Source organism: Geobacillus sp. C56-T2 (genome assembly GCF_007829715.1).
Classification (GTDB): Bacteria; Bacillota; Bacilli; order Bacillales; family Anoxybacillaceae; genus Geobacillus; species Geobacillus icigianus.
The window spans coordinates 881221-898113 of the sequence record NZ_VJWB01000001.1; the positions used below are offsets into that span (position 1 = coordinate 881221).

A 16893-nucleotide genomic window follows, 5' to 3' on the forward strand; every position below is an offset into this window, starting at 1 on the left:
AATTAAAGGGAGGCAAGATGATGAAAAAAGTCGTTGCAAACGTTTTCTGTTTTTCGTTATAATAAGAGCAGCAAAAGATCCGAAACGTTTTGGAGGAATGGCAGTGACAACCATCAAGGATATCGCTAAGGCCGCCGGCGTTTCCGTGACAACCGTTTCGCGCGCTTTAAACGGGTATTCCGATGTAAATGAAAAAACGAGACAAAAAATCATCGATATCGCCAAGCGGCTCAATTATAGTCCAAATACGCTTGCCCGCGGGCTTGTCATGAACAAAACGAAAACGATCGGCTTGCTCGTTTCCGGACTTACAAAAGAAAGCGCCAAGGACAATTTTACATTTGAAGTATTGGCGGGGGTCAACGAGTATGTGAGTGAAGTCGATTATGACATGGTGCTGTTCAGTACAACCTCAACGAAACAACGGGAAAAAACGTACACGCAATTGTGCCGCGAGCGCCGCGTTGATGGGGTGATTTTGCAGGGAATTCGCACCGATGACCCGTATTTGCACGAGGTGGTGGAAAGCGACATCCCTTGCGTCTTAATCGACATTCCGATTGAGTCGAAGACGGTTGGATACGTTACGACCGACAATGTTGAGGGAGCCAAAATGGCGGTGCGTCATTTAGTTGAGCTTGGCCATAGGCGCATTGCCATGATCAACGGTTATGAGTATGCTTTTGTAAGCGAACAGCGGGTGAAAGGGTTTAAGGAAGCGCTCCTTGACGCCGGGCTGCCGGTGCGGGAATATTGGATCGCGGACGGGGCGTTTCGCGAAGAGATTGCTGAACAAGAGGCGTTGCGGCTGCTTGAGCATTATCCAGAGATCACGGCCTTTTTTTGCGCCAGCGATTTGATGGCGTTAGGGGTGATCAAAGCGGCCAAGCGGCTTGGGAAACGGGTGCCGGATGATGTTGCCGTCATCGGGTATGACGACATTATTTTAGCTTCCTATTCGTCGCCTCCGCTCTCAACGATCGCTCAGGACAAGTTCGCCATGGGTTATGAAGCCGCCAAGCTGCTGATCGCTATGTTGGAGGGAAGGGCGGAGTCGCGAGTGAGAATGCTGCCGATAGAGCTAAAAATTCGCGAATCAACGGTTAAGGGGATCAATTAACCTTCCCCTTCTTTTTCAAAGAAGGCAGGCGAAATTTTTTTCTTAAAAACTGAAAACGTTTCGGGATAGGAAAGAAAATTTGTTCGTTAATAAAAACGTTTTCAGCTGGATTTTTTGTTATTTCGATCCCGAAACGTTTCGGAATTGGATCAAAACCATCAGCAGGGGGAAGCAACATGGATTACCGTGTGATCAAAGAAAACGATGTATTTTTATTGACGGATCGCGAAGGAAATATTCCGGAGCATCATCCGTATGGGCTCGGTTTATACACGAAAGACACTCGTTTTTTAAGCAAATGGGATTTGCGCATCAATGGGGAAAAACCGGTGTTGTTGTCGTCTGATGCGGCGGAAAATTATGTTGCTACGATTCTGTTGACGAATCCGCACATGGAGAAAAACGGCGAAGTGGTGTTATGGCGGGAATCGTTGGAAATTGAACGAAAGCGCTTCATATACGACAACGCTCTCTATGAAACTATCAAACTAAAAAACTATCATCCTAAGCCGGTACGTTTTGAAATGAGTGTCCATCTCGATGCCGACTTTGCCGATATGTTTATCGTACGCGGATTTCAGAGCGGGGAAGTAGGCAAACGGACCGGACAGATGATCGGCACCCGCTCTCTTACGTTTGGCTATGTGGGAGCGGACGGGATCAGGCGGTCGACCGAAGTCATTTGGGATCGGCCGGAAAAGGCGGTGTCGGAACATGGGGACATTACTTTTGATTTTGCCCTCCAGCACGCCGAAGAGCAAACCGTTACGTTTACGATTATCCCCCATGTAGGCGAAGGGGAGGAAAAACGACTCGTACCGTTAGCGGAGGCGCTTTGCCGTCTCAAACAATCATATGACCGCTGGGAGGAGAAGACGGCGAACATGATCACCGATGATCAGCGCCTAGAACGCCTCGTTCGCCGGGGAATCATCGATTTGCGGGTGTTAATGACCGATTTGGGATACGGGCCATTTCCTGTTGCCGGACTGCCATGGTTCGGTGTGCCGTTCGGCCGCGACAGCTTGATCGCCGCGCTGCAACTTCTCCCGTTTAACCAAGAGGTGGCCAAAGGGACATTGCTCACGATGGCCCGATATCAAGGAAAAAAAGAAGATCCGTGGCGGGATGAGCAGCCAGGAAAAATCATGCACGAAATTCGATTTGGCGAACTGGCCAACACGAATCAAATCCCGTTTACTCCTTACTACGGAACGATTGATGCGACTCCGCTGTTTTTGGTGTTGCTGGCTGAGTACGTCAAGTGGACAGGAGATTTTGCACTGGTCGATCAACTGCGCGAACCTATTGACGCCGCGCTCGCTTGGATCGATCAGTACGGCGATCGTGACGGCGACTTGTTTGTTGAATACCATCAGCAATCAAGCAAAGGCATCGCCAATCAAGGTTGGAAAGATTCGGGAGATTCCATTGTGCATCAAAATGGCGAGTACGCCCGTTCGCCGATTGCTCTTGTTGAGGTGCAAGGATATGTGTATCATGCGAAAACGGCCCTTGCCGATATTTTTGACCATCTTGGGGAGACGGAGCGTGCGCGGGAGCTGCGGCGCCAGTCCGAGGCGTTGAAGGCGAAATTTGAGGAACGATTTTGGATGGAAGATGTGCAATTTTATGCCATTGCCTTAGATGAAAACAAAGAACAAGTGAAAACCGTGACATCCAACCCCGGGCATGTGCTGATGTCGGGAATGCTTGCCGATGAACGGGCCGAAGCGGTAGTTCGCACGCTTCTTTCGGCGAAAATGTTTTCCGGCTATGGGATCCGCACGATGGGGGAAGGAGAAGCGGCATATAACCCGATGAGTTATCATAACGGGAGCGTATGGCCGCACGACAACAGCTTGATTTTGCTCGGGCTAAGCAAGATGGGCAAACGCCTTGAGGCGAAGGCCGTGATCGAAGGATTGATCGAAGCGGCGAACTACTTTGAATATGATCGACTTCCAGAACTGTTTTGCGGATACAGCCGCCTAGCCGGCAAACCGGTTCGCTATCCCGTTGCCTGTTCGCCGCAAGCGTGGGCAGCCGGGACGCCGCTCGTGTTTATCCAAGCTTTATTAGGACTGTTTCCTAACGCATTGGAAAAGAAAATTTACTTGTCGCCGATGCTGCTTGATACGATGAACGTATTGCGGGTCGAAAACATCCCGATGGGCGGCGGACGGTTGTCATTGACCGTCATGCGCGGGCCGGAAACGTTTGACGTTCAAATCGACGAAAATACGACAGGATGGGATGTTGTCATTCGTTAAAAACAGAGAGGGGATTTCCTCTCTCTGTGGATATAAACCATTGTTAAGGAGGTTGTTTCCATGGCGAAAACAAAATGGATGGCGACGCTAGGCATTACGACGGTGCTGCTTGGCGGTCTTTTGTCCGGTTGTGGAGGCGGTGAAAAAAGTGAACAGGCAAACGGAGGAACGAAGCAAGGAGAGAAAGTGGAGGTCACGCTGGCCGGCTGGGGCGGCAATCCTAGCGAGCAAAAGCTGCTGAAGCAAACGCTTGATGATTTTGAGAAAAAACATCCGAATATCAAAGTTCGGTATGAGGTCATCGCCGATCAGTATATGGATGTCATTAAAACCCGCTTGGCAGGGGGACAAGGGCCGGATGTGTTTTATCTCGATGCGTTTGAAGCTCCGGCGCTCATTGAGACAGGGGCGCTCGAGCCGCTTGACAAATATGTGACCGATGAGTTTGATGTGAACGATTTTGAAAAGCCGATGCTCGACGCATTTAAGGGGAAAGACGGAAAAATCTACGGTTTTCCGAAAGATTATTCGACGTTAGCTCTGTTTTACAATAAAAAAATGTTTGCAGAGGCAGGCGTCGAGGTGCCGAAAACGTGGGATGAACTGAGAGAAGCGGCGAAAAAGCTGACAAAAGGGAAAGAAGTATACGGGTTTGGCGTTGCTCCAGAATTGGCCCGGCTGTACTATATCGCCGAGTCCAAAGGCGGCAAAGTCGTCACGGACAACAAAGCTAGTTTTGCCGATTCACGAGTGGTGGAAGCGCTTCAGCCGATCGTTGATATGCACTTGAAAGAGAAAACGGCGGCTCAGCCGAATGAAGTTGGGGCCACATGGGGCGGCGAGATGTTCGGCCAAGGCAAGGCAGCGATGGTCATTGAAGGCAACTGGGCGATTCCGTTTTTGCAAGATACATTTCCGAATTTAGAATTTGGAACGGCTGAAGTCCCGATGATCAATGGCAAAAAAGCGACGATGGCGTATACGGTGGCGTATGTCATGAACAAAGATTCGAAAAAGAAAGAAGCGGCGTGGGAGCTGATTTCGTATTTGACCGGAAAAGAAGGGATGAAGACGTGGACAAGTAAAGGCTATGCCTTGCCGACGCGCAAATCGGTTGCCGCCGAGCTTGGGTTTGATAAAGACCCGCTGCGTGCGCCATTAGTGGCTGGCGCCCCGTACGCTACGGTATGGCAGAACGGGACGAACTTGCCGATTATTGTTAACAACTTTAACAACCAATTTATCAGTGCGTTCTTAGGGGAGCGTCCGCTTGCTGAGGCGTTGAAAGAAGCGGAACAAACAGCGAACAAAGAAATTGAAGGCAAATAAATGACCAAGCCTCCGGCAGAGGGGTTCTTCCTCTGCCGCGAGCTGTTTCTTTCTTTGCTAACTGCGGCTTTGTGGCTGCGTGCGGAAGAAGGGGACAGTGACTTGAGCGCAAGGGGATGAAAACGAATGAAATGGACAGGAACGAAGCGAATGTGGCGAGAAACAGGAGCGGCCTACGCCTTCCTGTTGCCCGCTTTGTTTGTGCTTGCTTTATTCATCATCGGTCCGATCGTATTTGCCGTTTTTTTAGCATTTCATAAAGTGCAGCTGTTAGGAACGGCATCTTTTGAGTTTGTAGGGTTTGATAACTTTGCGCGCATGGCGCATGATACTCGGGCAAAAATCGCGTTGTGGAACACCGTGAAATACGTCGTTATTGTCGTTCCTTGTCAGACCGTTTTGGCTCTTGTATTGGCGGCTACTTTAAACGCAGGGTTAAAAGGAGAAAAGTTTTTCCGCATCGTTTACTTTTTGCCAACATTAACGTCCTCTGCCGTGCTGACCCTTATTTTTATGTGGATGTACAACCAAAACGGCTTCATTAACCATGTGCTTGAAGCGGTTGGACTGCCGACTTACAATTGGCTAGGCGATCCAGACGTTGCTTTGAACGCGATCATGATCATGAATATATGGTCGACGGCTCCGTATTTTATGGTTATTTACTTGGCGGCATTGCAAGATATTCCTGATTCCTTGTACGAAGCTGCGGAATTAGATGGGGCCAATGCTTGGCAGAAGTTTTGGCACATTACCATCCCTTATTTGCGCCCAGTGACGTCGTTTGTCGTGATTATGGGGTTAATTGGAACATTCCAGTTATTCGACCAATCGTACATTTTCTCGGCCGGTTCTGGCGGGCCGAACAACTCGACGTTAACCGTGGTGCTTCTCATTTATCAATACGCGTTCAAAACGTTAGGGACGATGGGATATGCGGCCGCGTTGGCATTTGCGTTAGCCATCGTCATTCTCGTGGCGACAATGCTGCAACGAAAGTTATCGAAAGAGGAGTCCCTCTATTAAGGAGTTGAGGACGAATGAGGAAAAAAACACGGATCGGAAAAGCCTTGCTGTATGCGGTGCTTGTGATTTATGCGGTCATTACGCTCATTCCTTTTTTATGGGCCCTATCCTCTTCCTTCAAAACCCTTGAGGAAATTGTCAGCGGTACGATTTCGTTGATTCCCAACCACTTCACGCTTGAGAACTACAAGCAAATTTTTGTGGAACAGGAGCTGTTTCCGCGTTGGCTCTTGAACAGCGTAGTGATTGCGGTCGTCGTCACGGTGCTGAACTTATTGTTTAACTCGATGGCTGGCTATGCGCTCGCACGGCTGCAATTTCCCGGGAGAAAACCGCTGTTTTTGATCATTTTGGCCGTCTTAATGGTTCCAGCTCAAGTGACGATGATTCCGAACTATTTGATTTTGAAACAGCTCGGCTGGTTGAACTCGTATCAAGGCATGATTGTGCCGACGATGATAAACGCGACGTTTATTTTCATGATGAGGCAATTTTTCATTAACTTTCCAAGAGAGTTGGAAGAAGCGGCGGAGCTTGACGGCCTTGGTCGGTTCGGAACCTTTTTCCGGATCGTGCTGCCGCTCGCCCGCCCGGCGCTGGCGGCTCAGGCCATTTTCGTCTTCATGGGTTCGTGGAACGACTTTATGCGCCCGCTTATTATTTTGTCGGATCCGCAGCTGTTTACGCTACCGCTTGGCCTGAACAGCTTCAAAGGGCAATACATCAGTTATTGGAACTACATCATGGCCGTCTCCATGGTGTTTACTTTGCCGGTATTGATCATTTATGCGTTTTTCAATCGCTATTTTATAAAAGGGATTTCGTTTACGGGCGGGAAATAAAGATGGGTTTGTTTCTGTGTGCGCGTTGAGAACGGAAGAAAGGGCTTTGATAAGGCTGTACCAAGGTCTTCCTGACCTTGGTACAGCTTTTTTTCCATGCGGCATAGGCGTTGAAAAAACGAGCATCATATAGGTGAAATACCTACGCTGCGAGGAAAGGGATCAACGCCATGGAATGGACGATGCGGTGGCCGAGGCAGGCAGGAAAGAGGATAAGGCGAGGATGGGGGGCGGCTGCGCTTGCCTCGATTCCGCTTGTGATGACGCTCGGCAATTCCATGCTCATCCCGGTGTTGCCGGTGATGGAGCGGCAGCTCGGCATTACGCCGCTGCAGTCAAGCTTGCTGATTACGATGTATTCCGTTGTGGCGATTTTGTTCATTCCACTTACCGGATATGCAAGCGATCGCATTGGAAGAAAGAACGTGATCATTCCGAGCCTGCTGTTGGCTGCAGCTGGCGGGGCGATAGCTGGATGGACGGCGTGGCGAATGGATGAACCGTATGGGTGGATCATGGCCGGGCGCATGCTGCAAGGGCTTGGGGCGGCCGGGGCTTTTCCGGTTGTGCTGCCCCTTGTCGGCGATTTGTTTCCGGATGAGGAGGAGGCGAGCCGTTATTTAGGAACGGTTGAAACGGCGAACACCTTCGGCAAAGTGCTAAGTCCGATTCTCGGGGCGATGCTGGCTGGCATCGTTTGGTTTTTGCCGTTTTTTTCATTTCCTGTCTTTTGCCTGCTATCGGCGGCGTTGATGGTTTGGTCCATCCAAGCGCCGGTGCATCGGGAGCGGCCGTTGCCGTTTCGGGACTTCGCGGCGGCGGTGAAGGTGATTTTCCATCGTGAAGGGCGCTGGCTTGCTGCTGTTTTTGCGATTGGCGGCCTGCTCATGCTTGTGTTGTTTGCCTTTTTATTTTTTCTTTCGAGCCGCCTTGAAGAGGTTTATCACATCGACGGGGTGAGGAAAGGATGGGTGCTCGCTATCCCGCTCGGAGCGCTCTGTTTTGCCTCGTTTGTCGCCGGCAGGCTGATTGGCGGCCGGAAGGAGCGAATGAAATGGGGGGCGGTCGCGGGTTGCGTTTTGTCCGCCGCCGCGTTGCTCCTCGTTCCCGTTGATTCGTCCCTTTTCCTTTGGCTGGCGCTGTTTTCCGCCGCCGGTATTGGCATCGGCATCGCCCTTCCGTGTTTGGACGCTTTGATTACAGAGGGGATCGAGAAAAAGGAACGCGGGACGGTGACATCGGTTTACAGCTCGCTTCGTTTTATCGGGGTGGCTGCCGGTCCCCCGTTGGCGGCGTGGCTCATGAACAGCGGCGTCGCCTCGCTCCTTTTCTTGCTTAGCGCGCTGGCGCTCGTCGGCGGAGGGCTTGCCTTTTGGCTCATACATCCAGAAATGGACGGAGGGAAAGAAAATGAAAGCGGTGACATATCAAGGCATTAAAGATGTCGCGGTGAAACAAATGCCAGATCCGAAAATTTTGAAGGATGATGATATTATTGTAAAAATCACAAGCACCGCCATTTGTGGCTCTGATCTTCATCTCGTGCACGGCATGGTCCCGAACATGCCGGAAGATTTTATTATCGGCCATGAGCCGATGGGCATCGTCGAGGAAGTCGGACCGGCGGTGACGAAAGTCAAAAAAGGCGACCGTGTCGTCGTGCCGTTTACGATTGCCTGTGGACAATGCTGGTATTGCCAGCACGGGCTTGAGAGTCAATGTGACGCATCAAACCCAAACGGCGAGTCGGGGGCGTATTTCGGCTATTCCGAAACGTTTGGCGGCTACCCGGGCGGGCAAGCTGAATATTTGCGCGTGCCGTTTGCCAACTTCACCCCGTTTGTCGTTCCCGACGACTGTGAATTGGAAGATGAAAAATTATTGTTTTTGTCCGACATTATTCCGACCGCGTTTTGGGGCGTCGATGAAGCAGGAGTGAAAGACGGCGACACAGTCGTCGTGCTCGGCTGCGGGCCGGTCGGGCTGTTGGCGCAAAAGTTCGCTTGGCTGAAAGGAGCGAAGCGCGTCATCGCTGTCGATTACATCGATTACCGGCTTGAGCACGCGAAAAAGACGAATAAAGTAGAGACGATCAACTTTACCGAATACGAAAACACCGGTGAATACATGAAGGAGCTGACCGGCGGCGGGGCGGATGTAGTCATCGATTGCATCGGCCTAGACGGAAAAATGACCCCGCTTGGGCTCATCGGCTCGGCGCTGAAGCTGCAAGGGGGCGCGATGGGGGCGATCGTTATCGCCTCGCAGGCGGTGCGCAAAGGCGGAACGATTCAGCTCGTTGGAGTGTATGGCTCCCGCTACAACCAGTTTCCGCTTGGCGATTTATCGTCTTAGCCGAGAAGACTCCCACTTCAACGAAGCGAAGCGGAGTAAGTGGGAGATGAATCGGCTTTCGAACAAGAAAGGGTTCATCCCTTTCGATTGTCCGACATATCAAGTGCATATTGAATTAGATAAATAATGGCTTGTGTTCGCGTAGTGAATCCTTTTTCTTTTTTGAATTTGTCAATGCGTTTTAGTAATTCAACAGGATAACGCATATTAATCACTTGCTTATCCAACGGAATCCCTCCTATTGTGTATTGAAATAACACATGATATAATAAGTGTGTATTAGTATTATACACAAAAAGGAGGTGAAAATCAATGTTGGTCCATAAAGCATACAAATTCCGTATCTACCCAAACAAAGAGCAAGAAGCGTTGATGACGAAAACATTCGGTTGCTCGCGTTTTGTATTCAACTATTTTTTAGCGAAATGGGAGGATACTTACAAGCAAACGGGCAAGGGATTAACATATAAACTGTAGATGAGCAAATTTGCTAACATAAATTGACAACTAAACAAAAAAGGAGACATGAACCCGATTCCTTGGTTAGAATAGATGTGCTACCAACTACCCACAAGGAGGTTCATGTCTCATGAATAGATTAGCACATCATCAAGGAATCCACAAGTTTTTCATGACGCTGGGATTGGCGCTTTATTTCTCGAAGCCGGTCATCAAGCATCTCGTTCATCTTGTCGACGCCTTGACGACCAAGGGATTTTCGGGGACATTGACGGATGTCCGGTACTGGAGTTTTCACCCGAATCATCGAACGACACTGAGCCACTTTTTCACGAAAAGCCCTTGGAACGAGGAAAAACTGCTTGAGAAGCTGCAAGAATGGATCCTTCGCCAGATCGAACGCCTAGCCAAACAGGAGAATCAACCCCTTTTTGTTTCGATTGATGATACCATTTGCCAAAAAACGAAGCCTTCGTCACGGGCTGCCCGCGCCATTCAAGGGTGTGATTGGCACTACTCGCACAAAGATCATCAATCCGTTTGGGGGCATTCGCTCGTTTGGCTGATGGTGCATACTTTCTCGCAAGCGTTTCCGTTCGCCTTTCGTCTGTATGACAAGACGGCGGGAAGAAGCAAGATCGACCTAGCGATCGAGATGCTTTCCTCGCTCAAGGGGAAACGGGCTCAGCCGGTGTATGTGCTCATGGATTCGTGGTATCCGTCCCAAGCGCTCATCGAAGCCTGCCTGAAACAAGGATTCCATGTCATCGCCATGCTCAAGACGAACCGGATTCTCTATCCGAAAGGCATCGCCATCCAAGCGAAGAAGTTCGCCCGCTATATCGAGCCCAACGACACCCGCCTCGTCACGGTGGGGAAGGAGCGTTACCGCGTGTATCGCTACGAGGGAGCGATCCATGGCCTCGATGACGCGGTGGTGCTGCTGGCTTGGAAGGCGGATGAACCGATGACGCCAGATCATCTCCATGTCGTCTTGAGCACCGACCGGGAGCTAGGCGATGAAGAGATCTTGCGTTACTATGCCCAGCGCTGGACGATCGAATGCTTTTTCCGGCAGGCCAAAGACCAGCTGAAGCTCGATGGATACCGTGTTCGTCACATTCGGGCGGTGAAACGGTATTGGGCCGTGGTGCTGTTCGCCTGCGTATACAGCATCGCGGAATCTCAACAAGACCTCTCTTCCGGCCTGGAGCTTCTTCGGTCTCGGAAAGGGCACAGCGTCGTCGAGTTCATCTATGACGCCGCAAAACAAGATATTCCCATTGATGTGATTAAAAAACAGCTCCATGTCGCCTAAGGGGGACCCTGTTTGTCTCTTAGGGAATGGAAATTACTGTAATGAAAAATGCTCATCTACAGATATAAAATTTGTTCTTCTCAATTAACACAACTAAAAAAAGAATTAACTTGGTTAAACGAAGTGGATAGTATTGCGCTACAATCCTCATTGAAAAACCTTGCCGATGCGTATTCCCGCTTTTTGAAAAAGCAAAATGACAAACCCCGCTTTAAATCGAAAAAGAATAAGGTGCAATCCTACACAACAAAATATACAAACGGAAATATTGCCATTGACGGAAACAAAATCAAACTTCCGAAACTTGGGTTTGTTCGTTTGGCAAAAAGTCGTGAGGTAGAAGGCCGCATTTTGTCGGCTACGGTGAGACGAACTCCGAGCGGGAAATACGTTGTGTCCATTTTAGTTGAAGCAGAAGTACAACAGTTGCCTAAAACGGGTTCAGCCGTTGGCATCGATGTTGGTTTAAAGGACTTCGCCATTCTTTCTGATGGAACAAAGTATGAAAATCCGAAATGGCTTCGTCAGTTAGAAAAGAAATTAGCGAAAGCACAACGTGTGCTTTCCAGACGAAAAAAAGGCGGTTCGAATTGGAATAAGCAACGAATAAAAGTTGCACGATTGCATGAAAAAATCACAAACGCACGACACGATTATCTACACAAAATCTCCACCGAGATTGTCAAAAACCACGACATCATCGGGATGGAAGATTTGTCAGTAGGTAATATGTTAAAAAATCATAACCTTGCAAAAGCCATTCAAGAAGTATCATGGTCAATGTTTAAAACCATGATCGTATACAAAGCCAAATGGTACGGGAAACAAGTCGTCACCGTAGCAAAAACCTTTCCGTCCAGCCAGCTTTGTTCGTGCTGTGGCTATCAAAATAAAGACGTGAAACATCTCGCTTTGCGCGAATGGGAATGCCCCGTGTGCCGTACCCATCATGATCGAGATGTGAACGCAAGTATGAATATCAAAAACGAAGCCGTCAGGCTTCTAACCGCAGGAACTGTGGGGATCGCCTACTAAGATATTCGCTCGATCGAGCGAAGTTCGTAGGAATCTCCCGCTTCTAAGCGAAGCGAAAGCGGGAGTAGTTCAATTTCACGCAACGTTACGCTGAAAATGGGACAGGCGCCGGTCATTCATTACATTCCGATGCTGTATGAGTGGATTGTCGAAGGAAAGTTTGACCCGACCGATATTATTACGCATCGCCTTCCGCTCGATGAGGCACAATATGCGTATGAAATTTTCGATGAAAAGAAAGACGGCTGCATCAAAGTCGTGCTGAAGCCGTAATGGTGCATAAAGCGTGCCTGGCCGAGGCACGATAAGAAAAAAGCGGAAGGAGGATCAAGGTGGCTGACATCGCATTCCCGGTTGCCCGTCTTCATGACGGGACGCTTCGCCAGCTCCAGCAGTTGGAGCAGCGGTTGCGCGAAGAGACGGGGGAAGAAATTGTGCTTGTCGCTTATGAGCGAAAAACGGTGGATGAAGGGGAGACGAAACGATGATGAAACGAAAAGTGAAATTTGACGCAGCGAAAAACAACAATAAAACGCCGACCGAGAGCCTGCCGGATACGGAATTTGCTGCGCAATACGCCGGCGAAGAAGACATGATTCGCGGCGCGAACCGCAATTCGAAAAAAGGACGCCAAGGAGGCGGCGATGGATAACGATCAGAAGGAGCGGCCTGTCCAACGAAATGAAGAAATGGCGTTTGAATGGGGCGATTTTGCCGCTCATCAACCCATTTGGCTGATGGAAGAGCAAAAACGGGCGAAGAGGAAGGAAACAAAAAAGGAAGACCCACCGCGGTGAGAGGGCTGTCTGCCAGCCGCTTTCACAGCAGGCAAGCGAAAAAATAAGGGCGCCGGAAGCGGCGTTCTTTTTTCGTGCCATGAATGGGCAGCTCCCATTTGCGAATGAATCGAATGTGGCGAAACAGCAGCGATGGTGAGACGCGACTTCATCGATTCACGGAAACGAGCCCGCCGTTGATCATCCAGAATCGGGAACATCCGCATGCGCTGACGGAAGGAGTCGGTAAGCGGGTGCTCAATGGAAAAGAAAAGCACTGACAACACTCCGGACGTAAGGCCCGAGTTCGACAGTTTTGAGGTCATTTTAGGCAAACGAAAATGGCCAAAATGCTGCGATATCAAGGAGTTCACGATGTGGCCCCCTAGAAAAAAACGCCGGATTTCATAGGCATACGACTTTCCTATTTTACCTTTGGGCCACGTCGAGAGTGTGATGAGCCGGTTCGCGTACCGGGTGAAATCCCGCCGCAGCTGGAAGGACCAAGGACTTTGGGCGTTTCTGAAGGCGATGGTGGCCCAAATCGACGGAATAGGGTGGAGAACGGGGCAGTTGGAGGAGGAAGAGCCCCAGAGGGTAGCCTCGGCCCCGACGAAGCTGGAGCGGATCAAACAGGCCAAACGGAAGGCAGGACGGTTGTTGGCGGAGGTGATGCGCCAGAACATCCCGTATCTTCAACAGTCATCGGGGACGCCGATCTACCAAGCATTGTGGGCGCTTCGGGGCGGTGGATGTATGTGAAAAAATGGATAAAAAAACCATCTCTAAGATGAGGGATGAGAGTCCGAAAGCGCTTGTGATAACAATTCCTAAAAATGGTCTACCAACCAGTGATTGACAACGCCGTAGTAGACCGAAAAAATGTTCTCCACAAAGTCTTGACTAACTCAATCGGAAATTCTTTATTGCAACTTAGATAGTTCATTTAAGTATAGTTTTTTTAAATTCTTTAGTATATTTTATAATCGGATTAATTATGTTTCATTACTTTGAAAAGATAGCATTGAAAAAGGGAATTCAAAGTTAAAGAGGTGATATTAATGTTCAAATTGGTAAGAATGTTGAAATTGCGAGACTTAGAGTTGTTTCGTTTAGATAATCAAGATAATGAAACTGTCTGTATGCTATTGATTTTAGATTATAGGAGACCTAGTGTTTTAGATGATTTTCCTATTTTAAAGGAAATAGAGGATGAGGATTCATTTGAAGGCGCGGAGAATTATATCCACACGGTAATAATTTCAGAAAAAGAATTAGAAGAAAATATTGTGAACCAAATTGCTGAGGTAATCGAAGGGTTAGTTGAACATAAGCCAAATTGTGATAATAATAACTCTTTCTATATTAGTAAATTCCCTCATCATTTTGAGGTTGGCACACATTTAGTAGAGTATATTAAACCTATCTTAGATAAGATGAATTTTGACATTGATTTAACATATATCACTGATAAACATTTTAATTACTTGACTCAGGAATAATCTTTAACTCACCTTTCGCACCTTAACAGGGTAGAAAGAAAGGATTTTTTATTTCGTTTTTCAGAATACCATTTCGACCAACACAACGAGCGATGGCAATCCTTTTTTTACTATCGCTAGTCGTTCCGTATGACGTTACACGTCAATGCTCTCGTCCATGTCCAATCTTTGCAGGATCCTTCGCTGATCAGGGGTGAGCGGTTTCCCTAACGCGCGTTGGATGTGCCCATCCGGCAGCTCTAGTAGGACGACGTTCACATACCGGAACAATTGAAAAATCGCCTGCCCGGTCGGGCGGGTCAGTTTCCGGCCCCCCGCGCCCTTTCATGGGCGTTCCGGGGTGATGAACGGACGCCCGGCGCGGGAAATGGCCAAGGCCAACAGAGAGAGGCTTTCTTTCTTGTCGATCTGCACGAGGCAAGACGAAAGGACTTGATGGAGATTCGCCTCATACCGTCGATCCCAATGACGCGCGATGGCATCGTCGTTGAACCAAGACGGCTCCAGCCCTAGCCGAATCCGCTTCGACCAATCGATGTCATGCGCCCATTGTTCCAAATGAACGAGCGCTTGCCGGGGCCGCTCAAGATATCCAGAATGATTAGTTTGACGATATCGCTGGCTCGAGTTTGGCATTGCGAATTCACGGGAACGAGATGATCCATCAACTGAGGAAGGTCAAGATCTTTGAACACGGTGCTTATTCTATTCAAATAAGAACTTTCATATAATGGCCCGAATTCGAACGTCCATGATGGGCAAACTCCTTTGCTTTCCTTGTGTTTCAAGGTTTGATTCGACAGGAAGATAAAAAAAGCCTCCCGATTTTTGTCGAGAGGGTGCGAAATGTGAGTTGGATATCTTGAGCGGCCGGCCATGATAAAAAGCTTTCCGTCTACGCCGATGCCGAAGAAGCCGACAACGCTGAAAGCGGCGCGGAAAACAGCGTCGCACCGGCACCGGACGGGTCGAAGTAGGCGACGATGACGGTTGGCGTGAACGAAAGCTGTTTTTTGGCCGTATAGCGGCCGACATCCACCGGCACGATTTCAACGACCGTATGTTTAAACAGTTCTTTTTCCCCGAGCCCAAGGGCGGCAAAATCCGCTCCGAGCGCCTCAGGGCGCTCAAGCAGCGCCCGGTAGACGGCCGCGCGCGCCGTTTTTTCCGTTTTTTCGTCCCACCACGGCTTGCGCGGCTTATATTTTTGATTGCGCAAGTAGTCGTATTTCATGAGCGATTCGGCGATCGGCAAAGCGTCTGGCGCAGAGGTGCGCAAAAACTCATGGAGGCGGCGGAACAAGTCTTCTAACTGGTGGCCGATGCGCGCCCAACCGCGTTCATCCCAATACGTGCCAAACTGTTGGAAAAAGTCAAACGGCGATGGGAAGACGTCGGTGACTAAATATTCAATCGTTTCATCCATCCGATGGGCGTTCCAATATTTCTCGAGCACATCTTCCACTTGCTTGATGCGAATCACGTCCTCAAAGGAAAGAACGTTGTTGCTCAGTATTTCGTACGGCGCATGATCCATATATACGTAGCCGTATTCATGGGCGCGCAGGCGCAGCCCGGTGCCGCGCAGCAGTTTCAAAAACCCGAGCTGCAGCTCTTCGGGACGAAGAGCGAATACGTCATTGAACGTCTTCCGGAACGAGTCGTAATCCTCTTCCGGCAGCCCGGCGATCAAATCTAAGTGCTGGGCAATTTTTCCGCCTTCTTTAATCATCGTCACCGTCCGCGACAACTTGGCGAAGTTTTGCTTGCGCATGATCAGGCGGTTCACCTCATCGTTCGTTGATTGAACGCCGATCTCAAAGCGGAACAGCCCAGGCGGCGCTTCGTTGTTTAAAAACTCGATCACCTCCGGGCGCATGATGTCGGCGGTAATTTCAAACTGAAACACCGTCCCCGGCACATGCTCGTCAATTAAAAAGCGAAACATGTCCATCGCGTAGCTGCGGCTGATGTTGAACGTCCGGTCGACGAACTTGATCGTCCGCGCCCCGTGCTGCATCAAATAGCGCAAGTCATCTTTGATTTTTTCGCGGTCAAAATAGCGGACGCCAACCTCAATGGATGACAGGCAAAACTGGCAGCTGAACGGGCAGCCGCGGCTCGTTTCGACATAAACGATCCGGTTGGGAAGATGGGGGATGTCTTCTGGAAAGCGAAACGGTGACGACATGTCCGCCAAGCGAATTTTGTTCCGCTGCGGATTGACGACGATGCGGTCCCCGTCCCGAAACGCCAGCCCGGCGATATTGCTTACGTCCCCGCCGCCGTTTAGGGCGAACAGCAGCTGTTTAAACGTTTCTTCTCCTTCGCCGATCACGATAAAGTCCAATTCCGGCACCCGCTCCATCCACTCGCGCACATCATAGGACACTTCTGGTCCGCCGGCGACAATGATCAGATTCGGCGCCGCTTTTTTTATCATTTTTACGACTTTAATCGTTTCTTCAATGTTCCAAATGTAGCAGCTAAAGCCGACGACATCGGGCCGGCGCTGGTACAAGTCGGCGACGATGTTCATGGCCGGATCTTTGATCGTATATTCAACGAGCTTGACGTCAAACTCTGGCTGGGCGTATGCTTTCAAATAGCGGATGGCTAAGTTCATATGGATGTATTTGGCGTTTAAGGTCGTGCAAATAATGTTCATCGAAATGAAAACCCCTTTTCCCATTCGTACTAACCTTTCATTATAGCGCAGTTTCGCCAAATGAAAAAGAAGAAAAAACTTGTCGAACATTGAAGAAAAGATTTTTGCAAAATCTTCGTAAATAAAGGGAGGAGTAAATTTTTCCACAGCGAATATACATATAGTTGATACGGTTTGAATAGACAAGGAG

The 16893-nt window shown here is 49.3% G+C and carries 13 protein-coding genes and 6 pseudogenes; 16 read left to right on the forward strand and 3 right to left on the reverse strand.

Going from position 1 to position 16893, the window contains the following annotated elements:
• The first annotated feature begins 103 nt into the window (after positions 1-103).
• The 7 genes and pseudogenes from GC56T2_RS04550 to GC56T2_RS04580 form a co-directional block, all read left to right on the forward strand.
• Entirely contained in the window at positions 104-1120 is a 1017-nt protein-coding gene (locus GC56T2_RS04550) for a LacI family DNA-binding transcriptional regulator (RefSeq protein ID WP_144973378.1), read from the forward strand.
• 176 nt (positions 1121-1296) lie between these two features.
• Complete coding sequence (locus GC56T2_RS04555) at positions 1297-3393, forward strand: amylo-alpha-1,6-glucosidase (protein ID WP_144973380.1); 2097 nt, start codon at positions 1297-1299, stop codon at positions 3391-3393.
• A gap of 60 nt (positions 3394-3453) precedes the next feature.
• Positions 3454-4722: an ABC transporter substrate-binding protein gene (locus GC56T2_RS04560; RefSeq protein WP_144973382.1), complete on the forward strand. Its 1269-nt coding sequence runs from the start codon at positions 3454-3456 to the stop codon at positions 4720-4722.
• Positions 4723-4848: 126 nt separating this feature from the next.
• Complete coding sequence (locus GC56T2_RS04565) at positions 4849-5748, forward strand: carbohydrate ABC transporter permease (RefSeq protein WP_144973384.1); 900 nt, start codon at positions 4849-4851, stop codon at positions 5746-5748.
• A 14-nt stretch (positions 5749-5762) separates the two neighbouring features.
• A complete protein-coding gene (locus tag GC56T2_RS04570) occupies positions 5763-6590 on the forward strand; it encodes a carbohydrate ABC transporter permease (RefSeq protein ID WP_144973386.1) in 828 nt (275 codons plus the stop codon).
• Between the two features lie 170 nt (positions 6591-6760).
• A complete protein-coding gene (locus GC56T2_RS04575) occupies positions 6761-8029 on the forward strand; it encodes an MFS transporter (protein WP_144973389.1) in 1269 nt (422 codons plus the stop codon).
• A pseudogene (locus GC56T2_RS04580) lies at positions 8001-8936 on the forward strand (alcohol dehydrogenase catalytic domain-containing protein); the annotation flags it as partial. The gene GC56T2_RS04575 and the pseudogene GC56T2_RS04580, both read left to right, overlap by 29 nt.
• 83 nt (positions 8937-9019) lie before the next feature.
• On the opposite strand, the gene GC56T2_RS17725 reads toward GC56T2_RS04580, so the two are convergent.
• A complete protein-coding gene (locus GC56T2_RS17725) occupies positions 9020-9172 on the reverse strand; it encodes a ribbon-helix-helix domain-containing protein (protein WP_172706093.1) in 153 nt (50 codons plus the stop codon).
• Between the two features lie 85 nt (positions 9173-9257).
• Between GC56T2_RS17725 and GC56T2_RS04585 the strand changes: the two are divergent.
• The 9 genes and pseudogenes from GC56T2_RS04585 to GC56T2_RS04610 all read left to right on the forward strand — a co-directional run.
• Positions 9258-9413: pseudogene (locus tag GC56T2_RS04585) on the forward strand (helix-turn-helix domain-containing protein); the annotation flags it as partial.
• 121 nt (positions 9414-9534) lie between these two features.
• Positions 9535-10722 (forward strand): IS701 family transposase, encoded by a 1188-nt coding sequence (locus tag GC56T2_RS04590; protein WP_144973391.1) that lies wholly within the window; start codon positions 9535-9537, stop codon positions 10720-10722.
• Between the two features lie 63 nt (positions 10723-10785).
• Positions 10786-11757: pseudogene (tnpB, locus tag GC56T2_RS04595) on the forward strand (IS200/IS605 family element RNA-guided endonuclease TnpB); the annotation flags it as partial.
• A gap of 75 nt (positions 11758-11832) precedes the next feature.
• Positions 11833-12030 (forward strand): annotated as a pseudogene (locus tag GC56T2_RS04600) (glutathione-dependent formaldehyde dehydrogenase); the annotation flags it as partial.
• A 59-nt stretch (positions 12031-12089) separates the two neighbouring features.
• On the forward strand, positions 12090-12245 hold the full coding sequence (locus GC56T2_RS17730; protein ID WP_172706096.1) for a hypothetical protein: 156 nt from the start codon (positions 12090-12092) through the stop codon (positions 12243-12245).
• Complete coding sequence (locus tag GC56T2_RS17735; protein ID WP_011230441.1) at positions 12242-12409, forward strand: hypothetical protein; 168 nt, start codon at positions 12242-12244, stop codon at positions 12407-12409. The genes GC56T2_RS17730 and GC56T2_RS17735 overlap by 4 nt, the downstream gene beginning before the upstream one ends.
• Positions 12402-12554 carry a hypothetical protein gene (locus GC56T2_RS17740; protein WP_172706097.1) on the forward strand — a complete coding sequence of 51 codons (153 nt, stop codon included), beginning with the start codon at positions 12402-12404 and terminating at the stop codon, positions 12552-12554. The genes GC56T2_RS17735 and GC56T2_RS17740 overlap by 8 nt, the downstream gene beginning before the upstream one ends.
• A gap of 411 nt (positions 12555-12965) precedes the next feature.
• A pseudogene (locus GC56T2_RS04605) lies at positions 12966-13295 on the forward strand (UPF0236 family transposase-like protein); the annotation flags it as partial.
• Positions 13296-13594: 299 nt separating this feature from the next.
• Positions 13595-14035 carry a hypothetical protein gene (locus GC56T2_RS04610; RefSeq protein ID WP_235597990.1) on the forward strand — a complete coding sequence of 147 codons (441 nt, stop codon included), beginning with the start codon at positions 13595-13597 and terminating at the stop codon, positions 14033-14035.
• A 135-nt stretch (positions 14036-14170) separates the two neighbouring features.
• Here GC56T2_RS04610 and GC56T2_RS18450 read toward each other — a convergent pair.
• Positions 14171-14788, reverse strand: a pseudogene (locus GC56T2_RS18450) (DUF4277 domain-containing protein).
• Between the two features lie 142 nt (positions 14789-14930).
• Positions 14931-16703, reverse strand: coding sequence for a B12-binding domain-containing radical SAM protein (locus tag GC56T2_RS04625; RefSeq protein ID WP_144973393.1), 1773 nt, complete (start codon positions 16701-16703; stop codon positions 14931-14933).
• Positions 16704-16893 lie beyond the last annotated feature (190 nt).